13 protein-coding genes and 4 pseudogenes are annotated in these 14,056 nt (G+C 70.5%); all 17 read right to left on the reverse strand.

All coding sequences use genetic code 11. From position 1 onward, the window contains the following. Entirely contained in the window at nt 1-1,218 is a 1,218-nt protein-coding gene (gene ccmI / locus CBM2586_RS20410; protein ID WP_115665179.1) for a c-type cytochrome biogenesis protein CcmI, read from the reverse strand. Continuing rightward, nucleotides 1,215-1,691 carry a cytochrome c-type biogenesis protein gene (locus CBM2586_RS20415; RefSeq protein WP_172583358.1) on the reverse strand — a complete coding sequence of 159 codons (477 nt, stop codon included), beginning with the start codon at nt 1,689-1,691 and terminating at the stop codon, nt 1,215-1,217. The genes ccmI and CBM2586_RS20415 overlap by 4 nt, the downstream gene beginning before the upstream one ends. Beyond that, nucleotides 1,684-2,226 carry a DsbE family thiol:disulfide interchange protein gene (locus CBM2586_RS20420; protein WP_115689488.1) on the reverse strand — a complete coding sequence of 181 codons (543 nt, stop codon included), beginning with the start codon at nt 2,224-2,226 and terminating at the stop codon, nt 1,684-1,686. The genes CBM2586_RS20415 and CBM2586_RS20420 overlap by 8 nt, the downstream gene beginning before the upstream one ends. Beyond that, entirely contained in the window at nt 2,223-4,253 is a 2,031-nt protein-coding gene (locus CBM2586_RS20425) for a heme lyase CcmF/NrfE family subunit (protein ID WP_115689490.1), read from the reverse strand. The genes CBM2586_RS20420 and CBM2586_RS20425 overlap by 4 nt, the downstream gene beginning before the upstream one ends. Then, the gene (gene ccmE / locus CBM2586_RS20430) at nt 4,250-4,723 is read right to left on the reverse strand and encodes a cytochrome c maturation protein CcmE (RefSeq protein ID WP_115665175.1); all 474 of its coding nucleotides are present in this window, start codon (nt 4,721-4,723) and stop codon (nt 4,250-4,252) included. Before ccmE ends, CBM2586_RS20425 begins: the two co-directional genes overlap by 4 nt. After that, nucleotides 4,720-4,875, reverse strand: coding sequence for a heme exporter protein CcmD (ccmD, locus tag CBM2586_RS20435; RefSeq protein WP_115689492.1), 156 nt, complete (start codon nt 4,873-4,875; stop codon nt 4,720-4,722). Before ccmD ends, ccmE begins: the two co-directional genes overlap by 4 nt. Then, nucleotides 4,872-5,663, reverse strand: a complete 792-nt coding sequence (gene ccmC, locus CBM2586_RS20440) for a heme ABC transporter permease CcmC (RefSeq protein ID WP_115665173.1) — start codon at nt 5,661-5,663, stop codon at nt 4,872-4,874. Before ccmC ends, ccmD begins: the two co-directional genes overlap by 4 nt. Further along, nucleotides 5,660-6,337, reverse strand: coding sequence for a heme exporter protein CcmB (gene ccmB, locus CBM2586_RS20445; protein ID WP_115666470.1), 678 nt, complete (start codon nt 6,335-6,337; stop codon nt 5,660-5,662). Before ccmB ends, ccmC begins: the two co-directional genes overlap by 4 nt. A 5-nt stretch (nt 6,338-6,342) precedes the next feature. After that, a complete protein-coding gene (ccmA, locus tag CBM2586_RS20450) occupies nt 6,343-6,993 on the reverse strand; it encodes a cytochrome c biogenesis heme-transporting ATPase CcmA (RefSeq protein WP_240987978.1) in 651 nt (216 codons plus the stop codon). Further along, a pseudogene (locus tag CBM2586_RS20455) lies at nt 6,990-7,576 on the reverse strand (cytochrome c3 family protein). The gene ccmA and the pseudogene CBM2586_RS20455 overlap by 4 nt, the downstream one beginning before the upstream one ends. A gap of 12 nt (nt 7,577-7,588) precedes the next feature. Then, the gene (locus CBM2586_RS20460; RefSeq protein ID WP_431194955.1) at nt 7,589-8,044 is read right to left on the reverse strand and encodes a nitrate reductase cytochrome c-type subunit; all 456 of its coding nucleotides are present in this window, start codon (nt 8,042-8,044) and stop codon (nt 7,589-7,591) included. Between the two features lie 61 nt (nt 8,045-8,105). Next, nucleotides 8,106-10,598: pseudogene (gene napA, locus CBM2586_RS20465) on the reverse strand (periplasmic nitrate reductase subunit alpha). Continuing rightward, on the reverse strand, nt 10,595-10,933 hold the full coding sequence (locus CBM2586_RS20470; RefSeq protein ID WP_115665171.1) for a chaperone NapD: 339 nt from the start codon (nt 10,931-10,933) through the stop codon (nt 10,595-10,597). The pseudogene napA and the gene CBM2586_RS20470 overlap by 4 nt, the downstream one beginning before the upstream one ends. A 108-nt stretch (nt 10,934-11,041) precedes the next feature. Next, the gene (gene napE / locus CBM2586_RS20475; protein ID WP_115665170.1) at nt 11,042-11,206 is read right to left on the reverse strand and encodes a periplasmic nitrate reductase, NapE protein; all 165 of its coding nucleotides are present in this window, start codon (nt 11,204-11,206) and stop codon (nt 11,042-11,044) included. Nucleotides 11,207-11,407: 201 nt separating this feature from the next. Beyond that, on the reverse strand, nt 11,408-11,611 hold the full coding sequence (locus CBM2586_RS32120; protein WP_240991476.1) for a hypothetical protein: 204 nt from the start codon (nt 11,609-11,611) through the stop codon (nt 11,408-11,410). Nucleotides 11,612-11,961: 350 nt separating this feature from the next. Next, nucleotides 11,962-13,175, reverse strand: a pseudogene (serA, locus tag CBM2586_RS20485) (phosphoglycerate dehydrogenase); the annotation flags it as partial. A gap of 98 nt (nt 13,176-13,273) precedes the next feature. Further along, nucleotides 13,274-13,793 (reverse strand): annotated as a pseudogene (locus CBM2586_RS20490) (hypothetical protein). Between the last annotated feature and the right edge of the window lie 263 nt (nt 13,794-14,056).

The raw sequence follows: 14,056 nt of genomic DNA on the forward strand, positions 1-14,056 counted from the left end.
CTATGGCGCCGCGTTGCCTCCGATGCTGCTGTCGATGGCGATGCGGATGCCTTCGCTGCCGACCGCCACCGGCCCGGTGCGGCCGACCAGGTCGCCCCCCTGCGGCAAGGCGCTGCCACTGGCGGAAATCCGCGCTTCCAGCATGACCTGGCGCTGGCCCGAGAGCCGGTGGTCGGGGCGCATCGCCATGGCATCGTCCAGCGTGAACGACAGCGGCAGGTCGCGCGCCGAGCGCCGCAGCACCGCCAGCGGCATGCGCGCGCCGTCCACCGGCAGGGCATAGACGAACAGCGTATCGCCCGCTTGCGGCGCGCGTCCGGCCCGCTCGCTCAGCGTCACCATGCCGCTGATGGCCGCGGCCGGCGCCGCGGCGGGCGTGCCGCGCGCGGCCGCGAGGTTGGCGGCGATGCGCGCCGCGGTCTGCGAGTCCGCCGGCAGCAGCCGGTACAGGTGTTCCCAGTAGCCGATCGCCGCCTCTTTGTCGCCGCGCGCCGCCGCGGCGCTGGCGGCGAGCGCCAGGCCCTTGGGATCGTCGGGGTCGAGCGCCAGCGCCTGGCGCACCTGCGCCATCGGCGCATCGTCCAGCACGCCGCCGCCCAGCGTGGCCAGCGCGTCGGCGTAGTCGGAGCGCAGCGCGGCCACGTCCGGCGCCAGCTCGACCGCGCGCGCGTAGGCGGCCGCGGCGTCGGCATGGCGCTCCAGCACGCTGTACGAACGCGCCAGCATGGCCCAGCCCTGCGCATCGCCGGGCGCCTCGCGCAGGCGCTGCGCCAGCTGGTTCACCATGCCCTCGACCTGCGCGCCGCTGAGCTGGTGCTCGCTGCCGCTGGCCGCGGGCAGGTCGTCGGCCCGCCACAGCGCCACCGGGTTGCCCAGATGCAGGTAGAGCAGGATCGCGGCGCTGGGCAACGCGGCCAGCAGCAGCGCGGCGAGCAGCGGCGCGGGGCGCGCGCTGGCCGGAGCGGTGGCGCTGCCGGCGGCCTCGTCGAGCAGCCGGCGGCCCAGCTCAGCGCGGGCTTCGGCATGGCGCGCCGCGCCCAGGGTGCCGGCGTGCAGGTCGCGGTCCAGCTCGCGCAACTGGTCGTGGTAGAGGTCGACCAGCAGCGCGCGCGCGGGCGTGGCGGAGTCGGACGGCGCACCGCGGCGCAACAGCGGCCAGAGCAGGCACAGGGTGGCGGCGCCGATCAGCGCCGCGGCCAGCAGCCAGAAGGTGGTCATGGCGGGCGACGCTCCGTGGTCGCGGTGTCGAGCAAGTCCGCCAGCTGGTGTTGCGCGGCTGCGTCCAGTGGCTGGTCGGTCGGGATGCCGGCCGCGGCTATGCGGGAGCGCGCGCGCACGATCGCGGCCACGGCAGCGGCCAGCAGCAGCAGCGGCCCGAACCACAGCAGCCACGTCAGCGGCCGCAGCGGCGGCTGGTACAGCACGAAGTCGCCGTAGCGCTGCACCAGGTAATCCTTGATGGCCGCGTCGCTGGCGCCGTCGCGCAGCTGCGCGCGGATCTGGCGGCGCAGGTCCAGCGCCAGCTCGGCGTTGGAGTCGGCCAGGGTCTGGTTCTGGCAGACCAGGCAGCGCAACTCGGCGGACAAGGCATGCACGCGCGCGTCGAGCTCGGCTTCGCTCAGCGCCGCCGCTTGCAGCGCCACGCCGCACAGGGTCGCGGCGAGCCACGCGGCGAGGGCGCGGCTACGCATGGCCATCTCCCTGCCGCTGCAGCTGCTCGATCAGCGGGATCAGCTTGCGCTCCAGCACCTCGCGCGTGACCGGGCCGACCTGGCGGTAGCGCACCACCCCATGCTGGTCGATGACAAAGGTCTCCGGCACGCCGTAGACGCCGTAGTCGATGCCGACCCGGCCGTCGGCGTCGACCAGTGACGCGGCATAGGGGTCGCCCAGCCGCCGCAGCCAGTCGCGCGCGGCGCCGGCTTCGTCCTTGTAGTTGAGGCCGTACAGCGGCACTGGCGCGCGCCCGGCAAAGTCCACCAGCAGCGGATGCTCGGTGCGGCAGGCGGCGCACCACGAGGCCCACACATTGAGCAGCCAGACCTTGCCGCGCAGATCGGCGCTGGCCAGCGTGCGGCCCTCGGGCGCCAGCAGGGGCAGTTGGAATGCCGGCGCGACCTTGCCCACCAGCGGCGACGGCAGCGCGCGCGGATCGTGGCGCAGCCCCGCGGCCAGCGCCACCGCCAGGGCGAGGAAGGCGGCCAGCGGCAGCAGGAAGCGTGTCATGCGGGCGTCTCCTCGCGGACCGGGCTCAATGCCGGCACCGCGGGCGCATCGGTTGCGGCCGGCGCGTTGACCGCGTCGGTGGCGCGGCGCCGCAGCCGGTAGCGCTTGTCGCACACCGCCAGCAGTCCGCCCAGCGCCATCAGCACGCAGCCGGCCCAGATCCAGCCGACGAAAGGCTTGACGTGGATGCGCACGGCCCAGGCGCTGCCCGCGGCGTCGTTGCCGACGTGCTCGCCCAGCGCCACGTAGAGGTCGCGCGTCACGCCGCTGTCGATCGCCGCTTCGGTGGTGGGCAGGTCCTGGCTGCGGTAGATGCGGCGCTCGGGATGGAGCACCGCCACGCGCCGGCCGTCGCGCGAAGCCACCAGCGTGCCGCGCAGCGCTTCGTAGTTGGGGCCGCCGGCTTGCGTCACGCCGGCAAAGCGGAAGTCATAGCCGCCCACGCCGACGCTGTCGCCGGCGCGCAGCGGCAATTCGCGCAGGCTTTCCTGGCCGGACACCAGCGTCACGCCGGCGATGAAGACGCCCACGCCGGCGTGCGCGAGCAGCATGCCCCAGTAGCTCGGCGTGAACTGGCGCAGCGCCGCCAGCCGGCGGCCGCGCTGGTGCTGCAGCCGCGCCGCCACGCTGGCCGCCGCGCTCAGCACGCACCAGGCCGCCAGCAGCAGCCCCAGCCCGCTCAGCGCCGAGGCATTGCGCAGCGCCAGCAGCAACCCCAGGGCCAGCGCCGCGCTGGCCACCGCGGCCCAGCGCAGCCGGCGCGCCATGCCGGGCAGGTCGCCGTGGCGCCAGCGCGCCAGCGGCGCGGCGCCCATCAGCAGCACCGCGGGCGCCATCAGCGGCACCATCACCTGCTCGAAATAGGCAGGGCCGACCGAGATCTTGCCCAGGCCGAGCACATCGACCAGCAGCGGGTAGAGCGTGCCCAGCAGCACCGTGGCGGCGGCCACCGCCAGCAGCACGTTGTTGGCCAGCAGCATCGACTCGCGCGACACCGCCGCAAACTTCACGCGGCGCGCCAGCGCCGGCGCGCGCCAGGCATACAGCGCCAGCGCCAGCCCGGTCACCAGCCCCAACAGCGCCAGGATGAAGATGCCGCGCTTGGGGTCCACGGCAAAGGCGTGGACCGAGGTCAGCACGCCCGAGCGGACCAGGAAGGTGCCGAGCAGGCTCAGCGAGAAGGTGAAGATCGCCAGCAGCACGGTCCACGCGCGGAACGCGCCGCGCTTCTCGGTCACCGCCAGCGAATGCATCAGCGCGGTGCCGGCCAGCCAGGGCATGAACGAGGCATTCTCGACCGGGTCCCAGAACCACCAGCCGCCCCAGCCCAGCTCGTAGTAGGCCCAGGCGCTGCCGAGCATGATGCCCAGCGTCAGGAAGGCCCATGCCACCGTGGTCCACGGTCGCGACCAGCGCGCCCACGCCGCGTCGACGCGCCCGGCCAGCAGCGCCGCCACGGCAAAGGCAAAGGTCACCGAGGAGCCGACGTAGCCCATGTACAGCAGCGGCGGGTGGAACACCATGCCGGGATCCTGCAGCAGCGGGTTGAGGTCGCGGCCTTCCATCGACGGCGGCAGCAGCCGCACGAAGGGGTTGGAGGCAAACAGCAGGAACGCCAGGAAGCCGGCGCTGATCGCGCCCATCACCGCCAGCACGCGGGCCACCGCGGCCAGCGGCAGCTGCCGGCTCCACACCGACACCGCCAGCGACCACAGCGCCAGCATCAGCGTCCACAGCAGCATCGAGCCCTCGTGCCCGCCCCACACCGCGGCGATGCGGTAGGCCAGCGGCAGCGCGCTGTTGGCGTTGGCGGCGACGTAGCGCACGCTGAAGTCGTGGTCGACGAAGCACCAGGTCAGCGCGGCGAACGACAGCGCCACCAGCACGCATTGCGCGCGCGCGGCGGGGCGCGCCAGCGCCATCCATGCCAGCCGGCCGCGCGCGGCGCCGGCCAGCGGCACCACCGCCTGCACCAGCGCCACCAGCAGGGCGACGATCAGCGTGAAGTGGCCCAGCTCGGCGATCACCGGCGCAGCTCCTGCGCGGCCATGGCGCCGGCCATGCGCGGGTTGGCCTGGCCGGCCTGCTTGAGCGCATCGGCGGCTTCGGGCGGCATGTAGTTCTCGTCGTGCTTGGCCAGCACCTCGCTGGCGATGAAGGTGCCGTCGGCGCCCAGCTGGCCGCGCGCGACCACGCCCTTGCCTTCGCGGAACAGGTCGGGCAACAGGCCGCGATACTGCACGGGGACCTCGCGCGCGCTGTCGGTCACGACGAAGCGCACCGTCATGCCGTCGCCCTCGCGCCGGATCGAGCCCGGCGCGACCAGCCCGCCCAGGCGGAAGCTGCGCGCCACCGGCGCCTCGCGCGCGGCCACCTGGCTCGGGCTGAAGAAGAACACCAGGTTGGAGCGGAAGGCATTGAGCACCAGCGCCGCCGCGATGCCGCAGCAGGCCAGCGCCGCGGCCAGCAGCCCGAAGCGGCGCTGGCGCGGTGTCATTGGCCGGCTTCCGGATCCGGGCGCCGGCGCGTGGCCCGGCAGCGGCGCGCCAGCAGCGCCAGTTCCAGCGCCAGCAGCAGCGCGCTCGCACCGAAGGCGCCGGCGATGAAGATGCCGTGGTGCCCGTAGGGCAGCAGCGTGGACAGCGTCATGACCTCTCTCCGGTAACCATGGCGGGGCCGTGCGGCACGTCGCCGCGCTCGCGCAGGATGCAGCGCACGCGCACCAGCGCCACCGCCACCGTGTACATCCAGCAGGCCAGCGTCATCAGCAGCATGCCGGCCAGCATGGTGGCGGCCATCGACGGCGCCGCGGTCAGGCTGACCGAGGCGCCCTGGTGCAGCGTGTTCCACCACTGCACCGAGAAATAGATCACCGGGATGTTGACCACGCCCACCAGCGCCAGCACCGCGCACGCGCGCTCGGCGCGGCGCGGCTCGTCGATGGCGGCTTCCAGCGCGATAAAGCCCAGGTACAGGAACAGCAGGAGCAGCTCGGAGGTGAGCCGCGCGTCCCACACCCACCACGTGCCCCAGGTGGGCTGGCCCCACAGCGCGCCGGTCCACAGCGCCAGCACGGTGAAGAGCGCGCCGGTCGGCGCCAGCGCCGACGCCATCATCGACGACAACCGCGTGCGCAGTACCAGCGCCAGCGCGCAGTAGCCCGCCATGACCAGGTAGATGAACATCGACATCCATGCCGCCGGCACATGGATGAAGATGATGCGGTAGACCTCGCCCTGCTGCGCATCGGCCGGCGCCACGCCGAAGCCGGTCCACAAGCCGGCCACCGCGCACAGCGCCGCCGCGGCGAAGAACCACGGGGCCATGCGCCCGGCCAGCGGATAGAAGCGCACCGGCGCGGCATAGGCCAGCCAGCCGCGGCGGGCGCGGGCTTGCGACGGCATGCGCTGTGGCAACGAGGGCAGCGGCTGGCTCATGCCGGGGTCTCCATGGCAATGCGCAGCCCGGCGGCGGCGGCCAGCGGGCACAGCAACAGCGACAGCGCCAGGCACGCGCCCAGCAGCGAGAACTGCGCCGTCACGTCGAGCCCGGCATCGGCGGCGGCCGCGGCGCCGGCACCGAACACCAGCACCGGCACGCACAGCGGCAGCACCAGGATGCACAGCAGCACCGCGCCGCCGCGCAGGCCCAGCGTCAGCGCCGCGCCCACCGCGCCGATCAGGCTCAGCGCCGGCGTGCCGACCAGCAGCGATGCCGCCAGCAACAGCGCGGCGCCGGACGGCAGCCCGTATTGCTGCGCCAGCAGCGGCGTCAGCACCAGCAGCGGCAGTCCGCTGGCAAGCCAGTGCGCGGCGATCTTGGCCAGCACCAGCAGCGCCAGCGGATGCGGCGACAGCAGCAGCTGGTCCAGGCTGCCGTCGGCATGCTCCTGCGCGAACAGGCGCGACAGCGACAGCATCGAGGCCAGCAGCGCCGTCACCCACAGGATGCCCGGCGCCAGCGCGCGCAGCTGCTGCGGCTCGGGGCCGATCGCCAGCGGGAACAGGCTCGCGGCCATGACAAAGAACACCACGCCGCCGAGCAGGCTGCCGCGCCGCCGCCACGACAGCGAGACATCGTGCGCGACGATCGCGGCGAGCGCGCGCAGCATGTCCGTCATGCCGCCGGCCGGTCCAGGCGCAGCACCGCGCCGCCGCCGGGCAGCAGCTGGTGCGTGGCGATCACGGCCATGCCGCCGGCGGCCAGGTGCGCGTCCAGCTGGCGCTGGAAGCGCACGCAACTGTCGGCATCGAGCGCGGTGACCGGTTCGTCCAGCAGCCACAGGGTGCGCGGCGCCAGCGCCAGCCGCGCCAGCGCGACGCGGCGCCGCTGCCCTTGCGACAGCGTGCGCACCGGCACGTGCGCGACGCGCTCCAGCGCATGGGCGGCGAGCGCGCGCGCGATGCTGTCGGCGCGCCGGCCGGCATCGGCATGGCGGCCGGCAAGGCGGGCGGCAAAGCGCAGGTTCTCCGCCGGGGTCAGGTCGATGTCGATGCCGTTGGCGTGGCCGAGGTAGGCCAGCGCCTGCTGGAACTCCGGATCGGCGGCGCGCAGCGGGCGGCCATGCCATTGCAGCGTGCCGGCATCGGCGCTGGCCAGGCCGCACAGCACGCGCAGCAGCGTGGTCTTGCCGCTGCCGTTGGCGCCCAGCACCTGCAGCAATCCGCCCGGCGCCAGGCCCAAGTCGAGGCCTTGCAGGACCGGGCGGCCGGCACGCGACACCGCCAGGCCGCTGGCACGGAGCACGGACGCGGCGGCAGGCGTCATTTCACCTCGGCCTTGGACATGTCGGGAAGATGGTGGGCGATGCCCTTGTGGCAGTCGATGCAGGTCTTCTCCTTGTTGGCCAGGTAGGTCGAATGCATGGCCTGCGCGCGCGGCTCTGCCGGGTGAAGTCCATTGACTGGTAGTCGTGACAGTTGCGGCATTCCAGCGAATCGTTGGCCTTGAAGCGGGCCCATTCGTGCTGGGCCAGCGTAAGCCGGTGCGCCTGGAATTTCTCGCGGGTGTCGACGGTGCCGAAGATCTTGGCCCAGACCTCCTTGGAGGCCTGCATCTTGCGCGCCATCTTGGTGGTCCAGTTGTGCGGCACATGGCAGTCCGAACACTTGGCGCGCACGCCGCTGCGGTTGGTGAAATGGATGGTGCCCTGCAGCTCCTGGTAGACGTTGTCGCGCATCTCGTGGCAGCCGGTGCAGAACTGTTCGGTGTTGGTCAGCTCCAGCGCGGTGTTGAACGCGCCCCAGAACACCACCCCGGCGATAAAGCCGCCGAGCGTCAGGAAGCCCAGGCTGAAATACGCGCTGGGCCGGTTGATGGTTCGCCAGTAACGCTTGATCAGGTCGAGCATGGCGCGTACCGGCTAGTTGGACGAGCCCTTGGCGCCGGGCTTGCGCTTGAGCATCTGCTCGACATCGATGAAGGTATTGCCCACCAGCGGCTTGGCGTCGGCCTGCGGCACGTGGCATTGGGTGCAGAAGTAGCGGCGCGGCGACACGTCGGCGAGCACGTTGTTGTCGCGGTCCATGTAGTGCGTGATGCTGACCGGGATCGCCTGGGTTTCTTCGGTGCGGGTGCGCGCGTGGCAGAACATGCAGCGGTTGAAGTCCTTGTCCAGCTGGTAGCCGTCGATCTTGTGCGGAATCGTCGGCGGCTGCATGGTGTAGTTGCGGGTGCGGCGGATGTCCTTGTTTTCGGTGGGGTAGAGCAGCGGCGCCTTGGCTTCATTGGCGATCGGCGTGGGCCGCGCATCGCGTCGACCACGCCCTGCGCGCGCGCCGGGGCCTGCGGCGCCAGCAGCGCCAGCAGCAGCGCGCACAGCGCCAGCAGCGGCATCCAGGATCGGCTTGGCTTCATGGCGTCTCCCTGTTAGGTTGGGCCTAGACCTTGACGATCTTGACCGCGCACTTCTTGAAGTCGGTCTGCAGCGAGATCGGGCAGGTGGCGTCCAGCGTCACCTTGTTGATCAGCTGGCTGGCGTCGAACCACGGCACGAACACCAGCCCGCGCGGCGGCGCGTCGCGGCCGCGGTCTCGACCCGTGAGCGCATGCGTCCGCGCCGCGACACCACTTCGACCTCGACGCCGCGGCGCAGGCCCATGGCCTTGGCGTCTTCGGGATGCATGAACACCACCGCGTTGGGAAAGGCCCGGTACAGCTCGGGCACGCGTCGCGTCATCGAGCCGGAGTGCCAGTGCTCGAGCACGCGGCCGGTGGCCAGCCAGAACGGATATTCCTGGTCCGGCGACTCAGCCGGCGGCTCGTAGGGCAGGGCGAAGATCACCGCCTTGCCATCGGGTGGCCGTAGAACTGGTAGCCGGTGCCAGCCTTGACGTACGGGTCGCTGCCCTCGCGGTAGCGCCAGCGCGTTTCCTTGCCGTTGACCACCGGCCAGCGCAGGCCGCGCGCCTCGTGATAGGTGTTGAAAGGGCCAGGTCATGGCCATGGCCGCGGCCGAAGGTGGCATACTCCTCGAACAGCCCCTTCTGCACGTAGAAGCCGAAGGCGTTGGCTTCGGCGTTGTGGTAGTCGGGGTCGATCTCCTTGAGCGGGAACTTGTCGACCTGGCCGTTGCGGTAGAGCACGTCGAACAGGGTCTTGCCCCGGTATTCGGGCTTCTTCGCGATCAGGTCGGCGGGCCACACGTCCTCGACCTTGAAGCGCTTGGAGAACTCCATCAGCTGCCACAGGTCGGAGCGCGCCTCGCCCGGCGCATCGACCAGTTGGTGCCAGAACTGCGTGCGGCGCTCGGCGTTGCCGTAGGCGCCTTCCTTCTCCACCCACATCGCGCTGGGCAGTATCAGGTCGGCCGCCAGCGCGGTCACGGTGGGATAGGCATCGGACACCACCACGAAGTTCTGCGGGTTGCGGTAGCCCGGCAGGCCTTCTTCCATCAGGTTGGCGGCGGCCTGCATGTTGTTGTTGACCTGCACCCAGTAGGCGTTGAGCTTGCCGTCCTTGAGCATGCGGTTCTGCAGCACGGCATGGTAGCCGGGCTTGTCAGGAATGGTGCCGGGCGGCAGCTTCCAGATGCGCTCGGCTTCCTCGCGGTGCTTGGGGTTGGTCACCACCATGTCGGCCGGCAGCCGGTGCGAGAAGGTGCCGACCTCGCGCGCGGTGCCGCACGCCGACGGCTGCCCGGTCAGCGAGAACGGGCTGTTGCCGGGGGTGGCGATCTTGCCGGTCAGGAGGTGCAGGTTGTAGACCATGTTGTTGGCCCAGCTGCCGCGCGTATGCTGGTTGAAGCCCATGGTCCACAGCGACATCACCTTGATATTGGGGTCGGCGTAGAGCTCGGCCAGCTGGTCGAGCTTTGCCTTGGGCACGCCCGACAGCTTGCTGACGGTATCGGCGTCGTACCTGGCGACGAAGCGCGCGAAGTCGTCGAAGCTGATGGGGCGCGCGGCGCCCGGATCGGCGGCGTTCTTGGCCGCCTTCTGCAGCGGGTGTTCCGGGCGCAGGCCATAGCCGATGTCGGTCACGCCCTCCTTGAACACGGTGTGCTTGTTGACGAAGTCCTTGTTGACCTTGTTGTTCTTGATGATGTAGTGGGCGATGTAGTTCATCATCGCCAGGTCGGTCTGCGGCTTGAAGATGACCGGGATGTCGGCCAGGTCGAACGAGCGGTGCGTGAAGGTCGACAGCACCGCCACGCGCGTCTTCGGATGGCTCAGGCGGCGGTCGGTGATGCGGGTCCACAGGATCGGGTGCATCTCGGCCATGTTCGAGCCCCACAGCACGAAGGCGTCGGCGGCTTCGAAGTCGTCATAGCAGCCCATCGGCTCGTCCATGCCGAAGGTGCGCATGAAGCCCTGCACGGCCGATGCCATGCAGTGGCGTGCATTGGGGTCGATGTTGTTGGAGCGGAACCCGGCCTTGTACAGCTTGGACGCGGCATAGCCTTCCCATACGGTCCACTGGCCCGAGCCGAACATGCCCACCGCGGTCGGGCCTTTTTCCTTCAGCACGCGCTTGAACTGCAGTTCCATCTCGTCGAAGGCGCGCTCCCAGCTGACCGGGGCGAATTCGCCGTTCTTGTCGTACTTGCCGTTCTTCATGCGCAGCAGCGGCCGGGTCAGGCGGTCCTGCCCGTACATGATCTTGGACAGGAAGTAGCCCTTGACGCAGTTCAGGCCCTTGTTGACTTCGGCCTGCGGATCGCCGTTGGTCGCCACCACCTTGTTGTCCCGCACCGCCACCGTCACGCCGCAGCCGGTGCCGCAGAAGCGGCACGGCGCCTTGGACCACTTCAGCTTGGTCACTTCGCTGTCTGTGACCATGTTGGCGGCCCCGGCCGGCAGCGCCACGCCGGCCACCGATGCCGTCGCAGCGACAGCGGTCTGCTTGATGAAGTCACGACGAGAGATGGTCATGTGCCTGCCTCCTCGTTCATTGCGGGATTCACGGCCTCGTGCATGGCCTCGGCGTCTTCGTTGTGCTGGTAGACCAGTGCCGCCGACAGCACGCCGTCGAACTGGTGCAGGAAAGTCAGGTGCGCGGCAATGGCGCGCGAGCTGGGCGCTTCGAGGGTGACCACCAGCTTGCCGCTGTCGCTGACGGCATGGATTTCGGCCCCGGCGATGGCTTCGATCGCCGCACGCACCTGCGCCAGCCTGTCGGGAAGGGCGTGGACCACGATGCCGGCAATATGCCACTCTGCGCTCGCCGGCAGTGGCTGGATGGGGATGGCACGTCTGGCGGCGGGCATGCGCAAGCTCCGGTTCGATGCCGTTTCAGTCTGTGCTGCAGCTTGTTTTTATCCGTCAAATGCCCCGGCGGCGGCGGGCCTGCCGCACCGGGCCTGCACGGGCCGCGCCTAGTGCGACGGCGGTCCGCTGATCAGCTGGGTCATCCAGACAATGAACCCATAGCCCGCGACGATGATGACGGACAGCACCGGCACCATCACGGCGGTCAGGAAAAGGAAACTGCGCAGTTCTTCTTGCTTGCGTTGCGGATCGTGGGTATCACCGGTTTCCATCGCAGTTGACGTCCTCGGCAAAAATGGAGCAGGTGTGGCCCGATGCGTTACATCATTAAAGGCAGCACATGCGAAGGTGTCAAGACTGCACTCGCGGCGGGGCGGCCGGCGGCGGCGCGGGATGCGGCATGGGCCGCAACGCGGGCCGCCCGATCCCCCGGTTGCGGTAGCCGGCGCCAGGCAGTCGGCCGGATATGTCATCTAGTGATAGGTCACCACGACCAGGTAGGCCGGCACCGCGCTCGGCTTGCCGGCGCGGGCGGGTTGCAGTTCCAGCCTGGCCACGCCGATGCGCGTCGGGCCGGCCGGCTGGTGCGGTGCCACGGCGAAGGGCGCCGAGACGATCTGGCCGGAAGGCTGGTGGCAACTGGCCTGTACCAGGCCGCCGACGGGCGGAATCCGCACGAGGGTTGGTGATCGCACCGAGGAACGTAATGGTGCCGGTTTGCGCTGCCGCGCTGCCGATCGCCGCGGTCAACAGCAGCGTGGCTGCGGCGAGCCGCGCGACCATGGCGGCGGCCTTCCTGCTCCGTTCAAGCGACATGTCTGACCTCACGATTGTTGGTGCGGCGCCGACGCGGGCCGCCATTGTCATCGCGTACCGTGCAGGCCCACCAGTGCGCGCGTGGGCTGCATTCAGCATAGTCACTGCTTCAGAGCATTTTTGGGATTTCAGACAGTTTGGTGGAGATTAAAGCGAGCGGGTCGCGACCATGGCCAGCGCCATGGTCGACGGCCCTGGCCAGTGCTAGGCCGCCCCGCAGGATCAGCCGCGAGCGCGCGAAGCCGGCATGCGTCTGCAGCGCCTGCATCAGCTGCGCGGATGGCGCGCGGTCGAGGTCGGTGACCACGTAGCCGGTGTGGCCGCGCGTCTGCAGATGCTGGCCGGTGATGTTGACGCCTTCCTGCGCCAGCAGCGTGTTGAGTGCGGCCAGCGCGCCGGGCGCGTTGCCGTGCACGTTGAGCAGGCGCGCCGGCGCATGCAGCGGGCCGGGATCGACCTCGGGAAATTGACCGCGCCGATGGTGCCGCCGGTGGCCAGGAAGTGCGCGAGCTTGGCCGCGACCTCGGTGCCGATGTTCTCCTGTGCCTCTTCGGTGCTGCCGCCGACGTGCGGGGTCAGCAGCACGTTGGGCAGGTTCTGCAGTTCGCTGGTGAAGGGGTCCTGGTTGGTCTTGGTTCTTCCGGGAACACGTCGATGGCCGCGCCGCCAGCCGCTGCTCGCGCAGCGCCGCGGCCAGCGCGGCGATGTCGACCACGCTGCCGCGCGAGGCATTGATCAGGATCGCGCCCGGCTTGAAGGCGGCAAGGATGTTGGCATCGATCATGTTGCGCGTGCGCGGCGTGGCGGGCACGTGCAGCGTCACCACCTCGGCCTGCGACACCGCTTCTTCGAGCGAGCCGGCGGCGCGGGCCGAACCGTGCGAGAGCCGCGCGAGCACATCGTAATAGACCACGCGCATGCCCATCGATTCGGCCAGCACGCCGACCTGCGAGCCGATATTGCCGTAGCCGACGATGGCGATGGTCTTGCCGCGCGTCTCGAACGCGCCGGTGGCGCCCTTGGCCATTTGCCGGCATGCGCCAGCGTGTTCTTCTCGGGGATCCGGCGCAGCAGCATCACCGCTTCGGCGACCACCAGCTCGGCCACCGAACGGGTGTTGGAAAAGGGCGCGTTGAAAACCGGGATGCCGGCGGCGGTGGCGGCGTCGAGGTCGACCTGCGAGGTGCCGATGCAGAAGCAGCCGATCGAGAGCAGCCCGGGCGCGCTGCGGATATCGTCCGCGCGCAGGTGGGTGGCGGAGCGGATGCCGATCACGTCATGATCGGCCAGCACCTGGCGCAGTTCGGCACCGGCCAGCGCGCCGGTGCGGCGCTCGACCTGCAGGCCGGCTTCGGCCAGCCGGGCGTTGGCGCTCTGGTGGATGTTCTCGAGCAGGATGGCTGTGGTCACGTCGGGTTTCCGCATGGAGGGTTGGCGGGCATTGCCGCATCGCCTCCATTCTGCGCGCAAAACGGCGCCGGGGCCGGGGAGCCCCTGCTGCCGGCATTGGCACCGCGGCGGCGTCAGCGCGCGCGGCGCGCGTCGCCGCCGAGCGGATCGACGATGATCATGGTCTGGCGCAACACGCCGGCATGGTCGAAGTAGCAACTGAAGTGCGCGGTCTGCAGGCCGTCCTTGTACATGCGCCAGGACCAGGCTTCGCGTTGCATCAACGGGTAATACTGCACCGGCTCGCGTGGCAGGCCGAAGTGCTGCTGCACGTCCTGCTTGGTCCAGACCCCGACTCGGCGCGATAGATCTCGGCCTCGGTCAGCATCTGGCGGTAGCGGGTCAGCCTGCCCGCGGCGTCGAAATCGGCGCGTAGACCTCATGGCCGAAGGGCTGCCGCGACCACAGCCAGCGGGTGGTGCCGTCGGCCAGGCGGGTCTCGGTGGGCGGCCCGAAAGTCTGACGCACGGCACTTTCGGGGCTGCCTATCATCTGCCGGCCGGTCTGTTCCGGCTGCAGCGTGGCGCAGGCGCCGAGCAGGGCGGCCAGGCAAAAGAGGGCAAGGCGACGGCGGGGCAGGGACCGGGGTGGCATGGCGCGCTCCTGCAGGAAGGGATGTCCGCAGCCGCCATTGTCCGGCTGCCGGCCCGGCCGGTGCAACCCCCGGCCGGCTTAGCAGCGGCCCTTCTTGGCCTGTCCCGGGGCAGAATGACTCGTTGCCGTACGGGTCGACGCGGCAGTTGCCTTTCTTGGCCTGTCCCGGCGGACAGCCCTGCGGGCCGTCGCCGTAGGTGTCGTAAGGGCGACACGCAGCCGCCGAGCAGCGCGCTGCACGCGACCAGAAGGCCAGGACGGAT

Source organism: Cupriavidus taiwanensis (genome assembly GCF_900250115.1).
GTDB classification, from domain to species: domain Bacteria; phylum Pseudomonadota; class Gammaproteobacteria; order Burkholderiales; family Burkholderiaceae; genus Cupriavidus; species Cupriavidus taiwanensis_B.

Bases quoted from the DNA above. Each gene is read 5' to 3' on its own strand.
- CBM2586_RS20470 (WP_115665171.1), bottom strand. From the start codon at position 10,933: ATGCCCGCCGCCAGACGTGCCATCCCCATCCAGCCACTGCCGGCGAGC.
- ccmI (WP_115665179.1), bottom strand. From the start codon at position 1,218: ATGACCACCTTCTGGCTGCTGGCCGCGGCGCTGATCGGCGCCGCCACC.
- ccmC (WP_115665173.1), bottom strand. From the start codon at position 5,663: ATGAGCCAGCCGCTGCCCTCGTTGCCACAGCGCATGCCGTCGCAAGCC.
- ccmD (WP_115689492.1), bottom strand. From the start codon at position 4,875: ATGACGCTGTCCACGCTGCTGCCCTACGGGCACCACGGCATCTTCATC.
- ccmE (WP_115665175.1), bottom strand. From the start codon at position 4,723: ATGACACCGCGCCAGCGCCGCTTCGGGCTGCTGGCCGCGGCGCTGGCC.
- CBM2586_RS20420 (WP_115689488.1), bottom strand. From the start codon at position 2,226: ATGACACGCTTCCTGCTGCCGCTGGCCGCCTTCCTCGCCCTGGCGGTG.
- ccmB (WP_115666470.1), bottom strand. From the start codon at position 6,337: ATGCTGCGCGCGCTCGCCGCGATCGTCGCGCACGATGTCTCGCTGTCG.
- napE (WP_115665170.1), bottom strand. From the start codon at position 11,206: ATGGAAACCGGTGATACCCACGATCCGCAACGCAAGCAAGAAGAACTG.
- CBM2586_RS20415 (WP_172583358.1), bottom strand. From the start codon at position 1,691: ATGCGTAGCCGCGCCCTCGCCGCGTGGCTCGCCGCGACCCTGTGCGGC.
- ccmA (WP_240987978.1), bottom strand. From the start codon at position 6,993: ATGACGCCTGCCGCCGCGTCCGTGCTCCGTGCCAGCGGCCTGGCGGTG.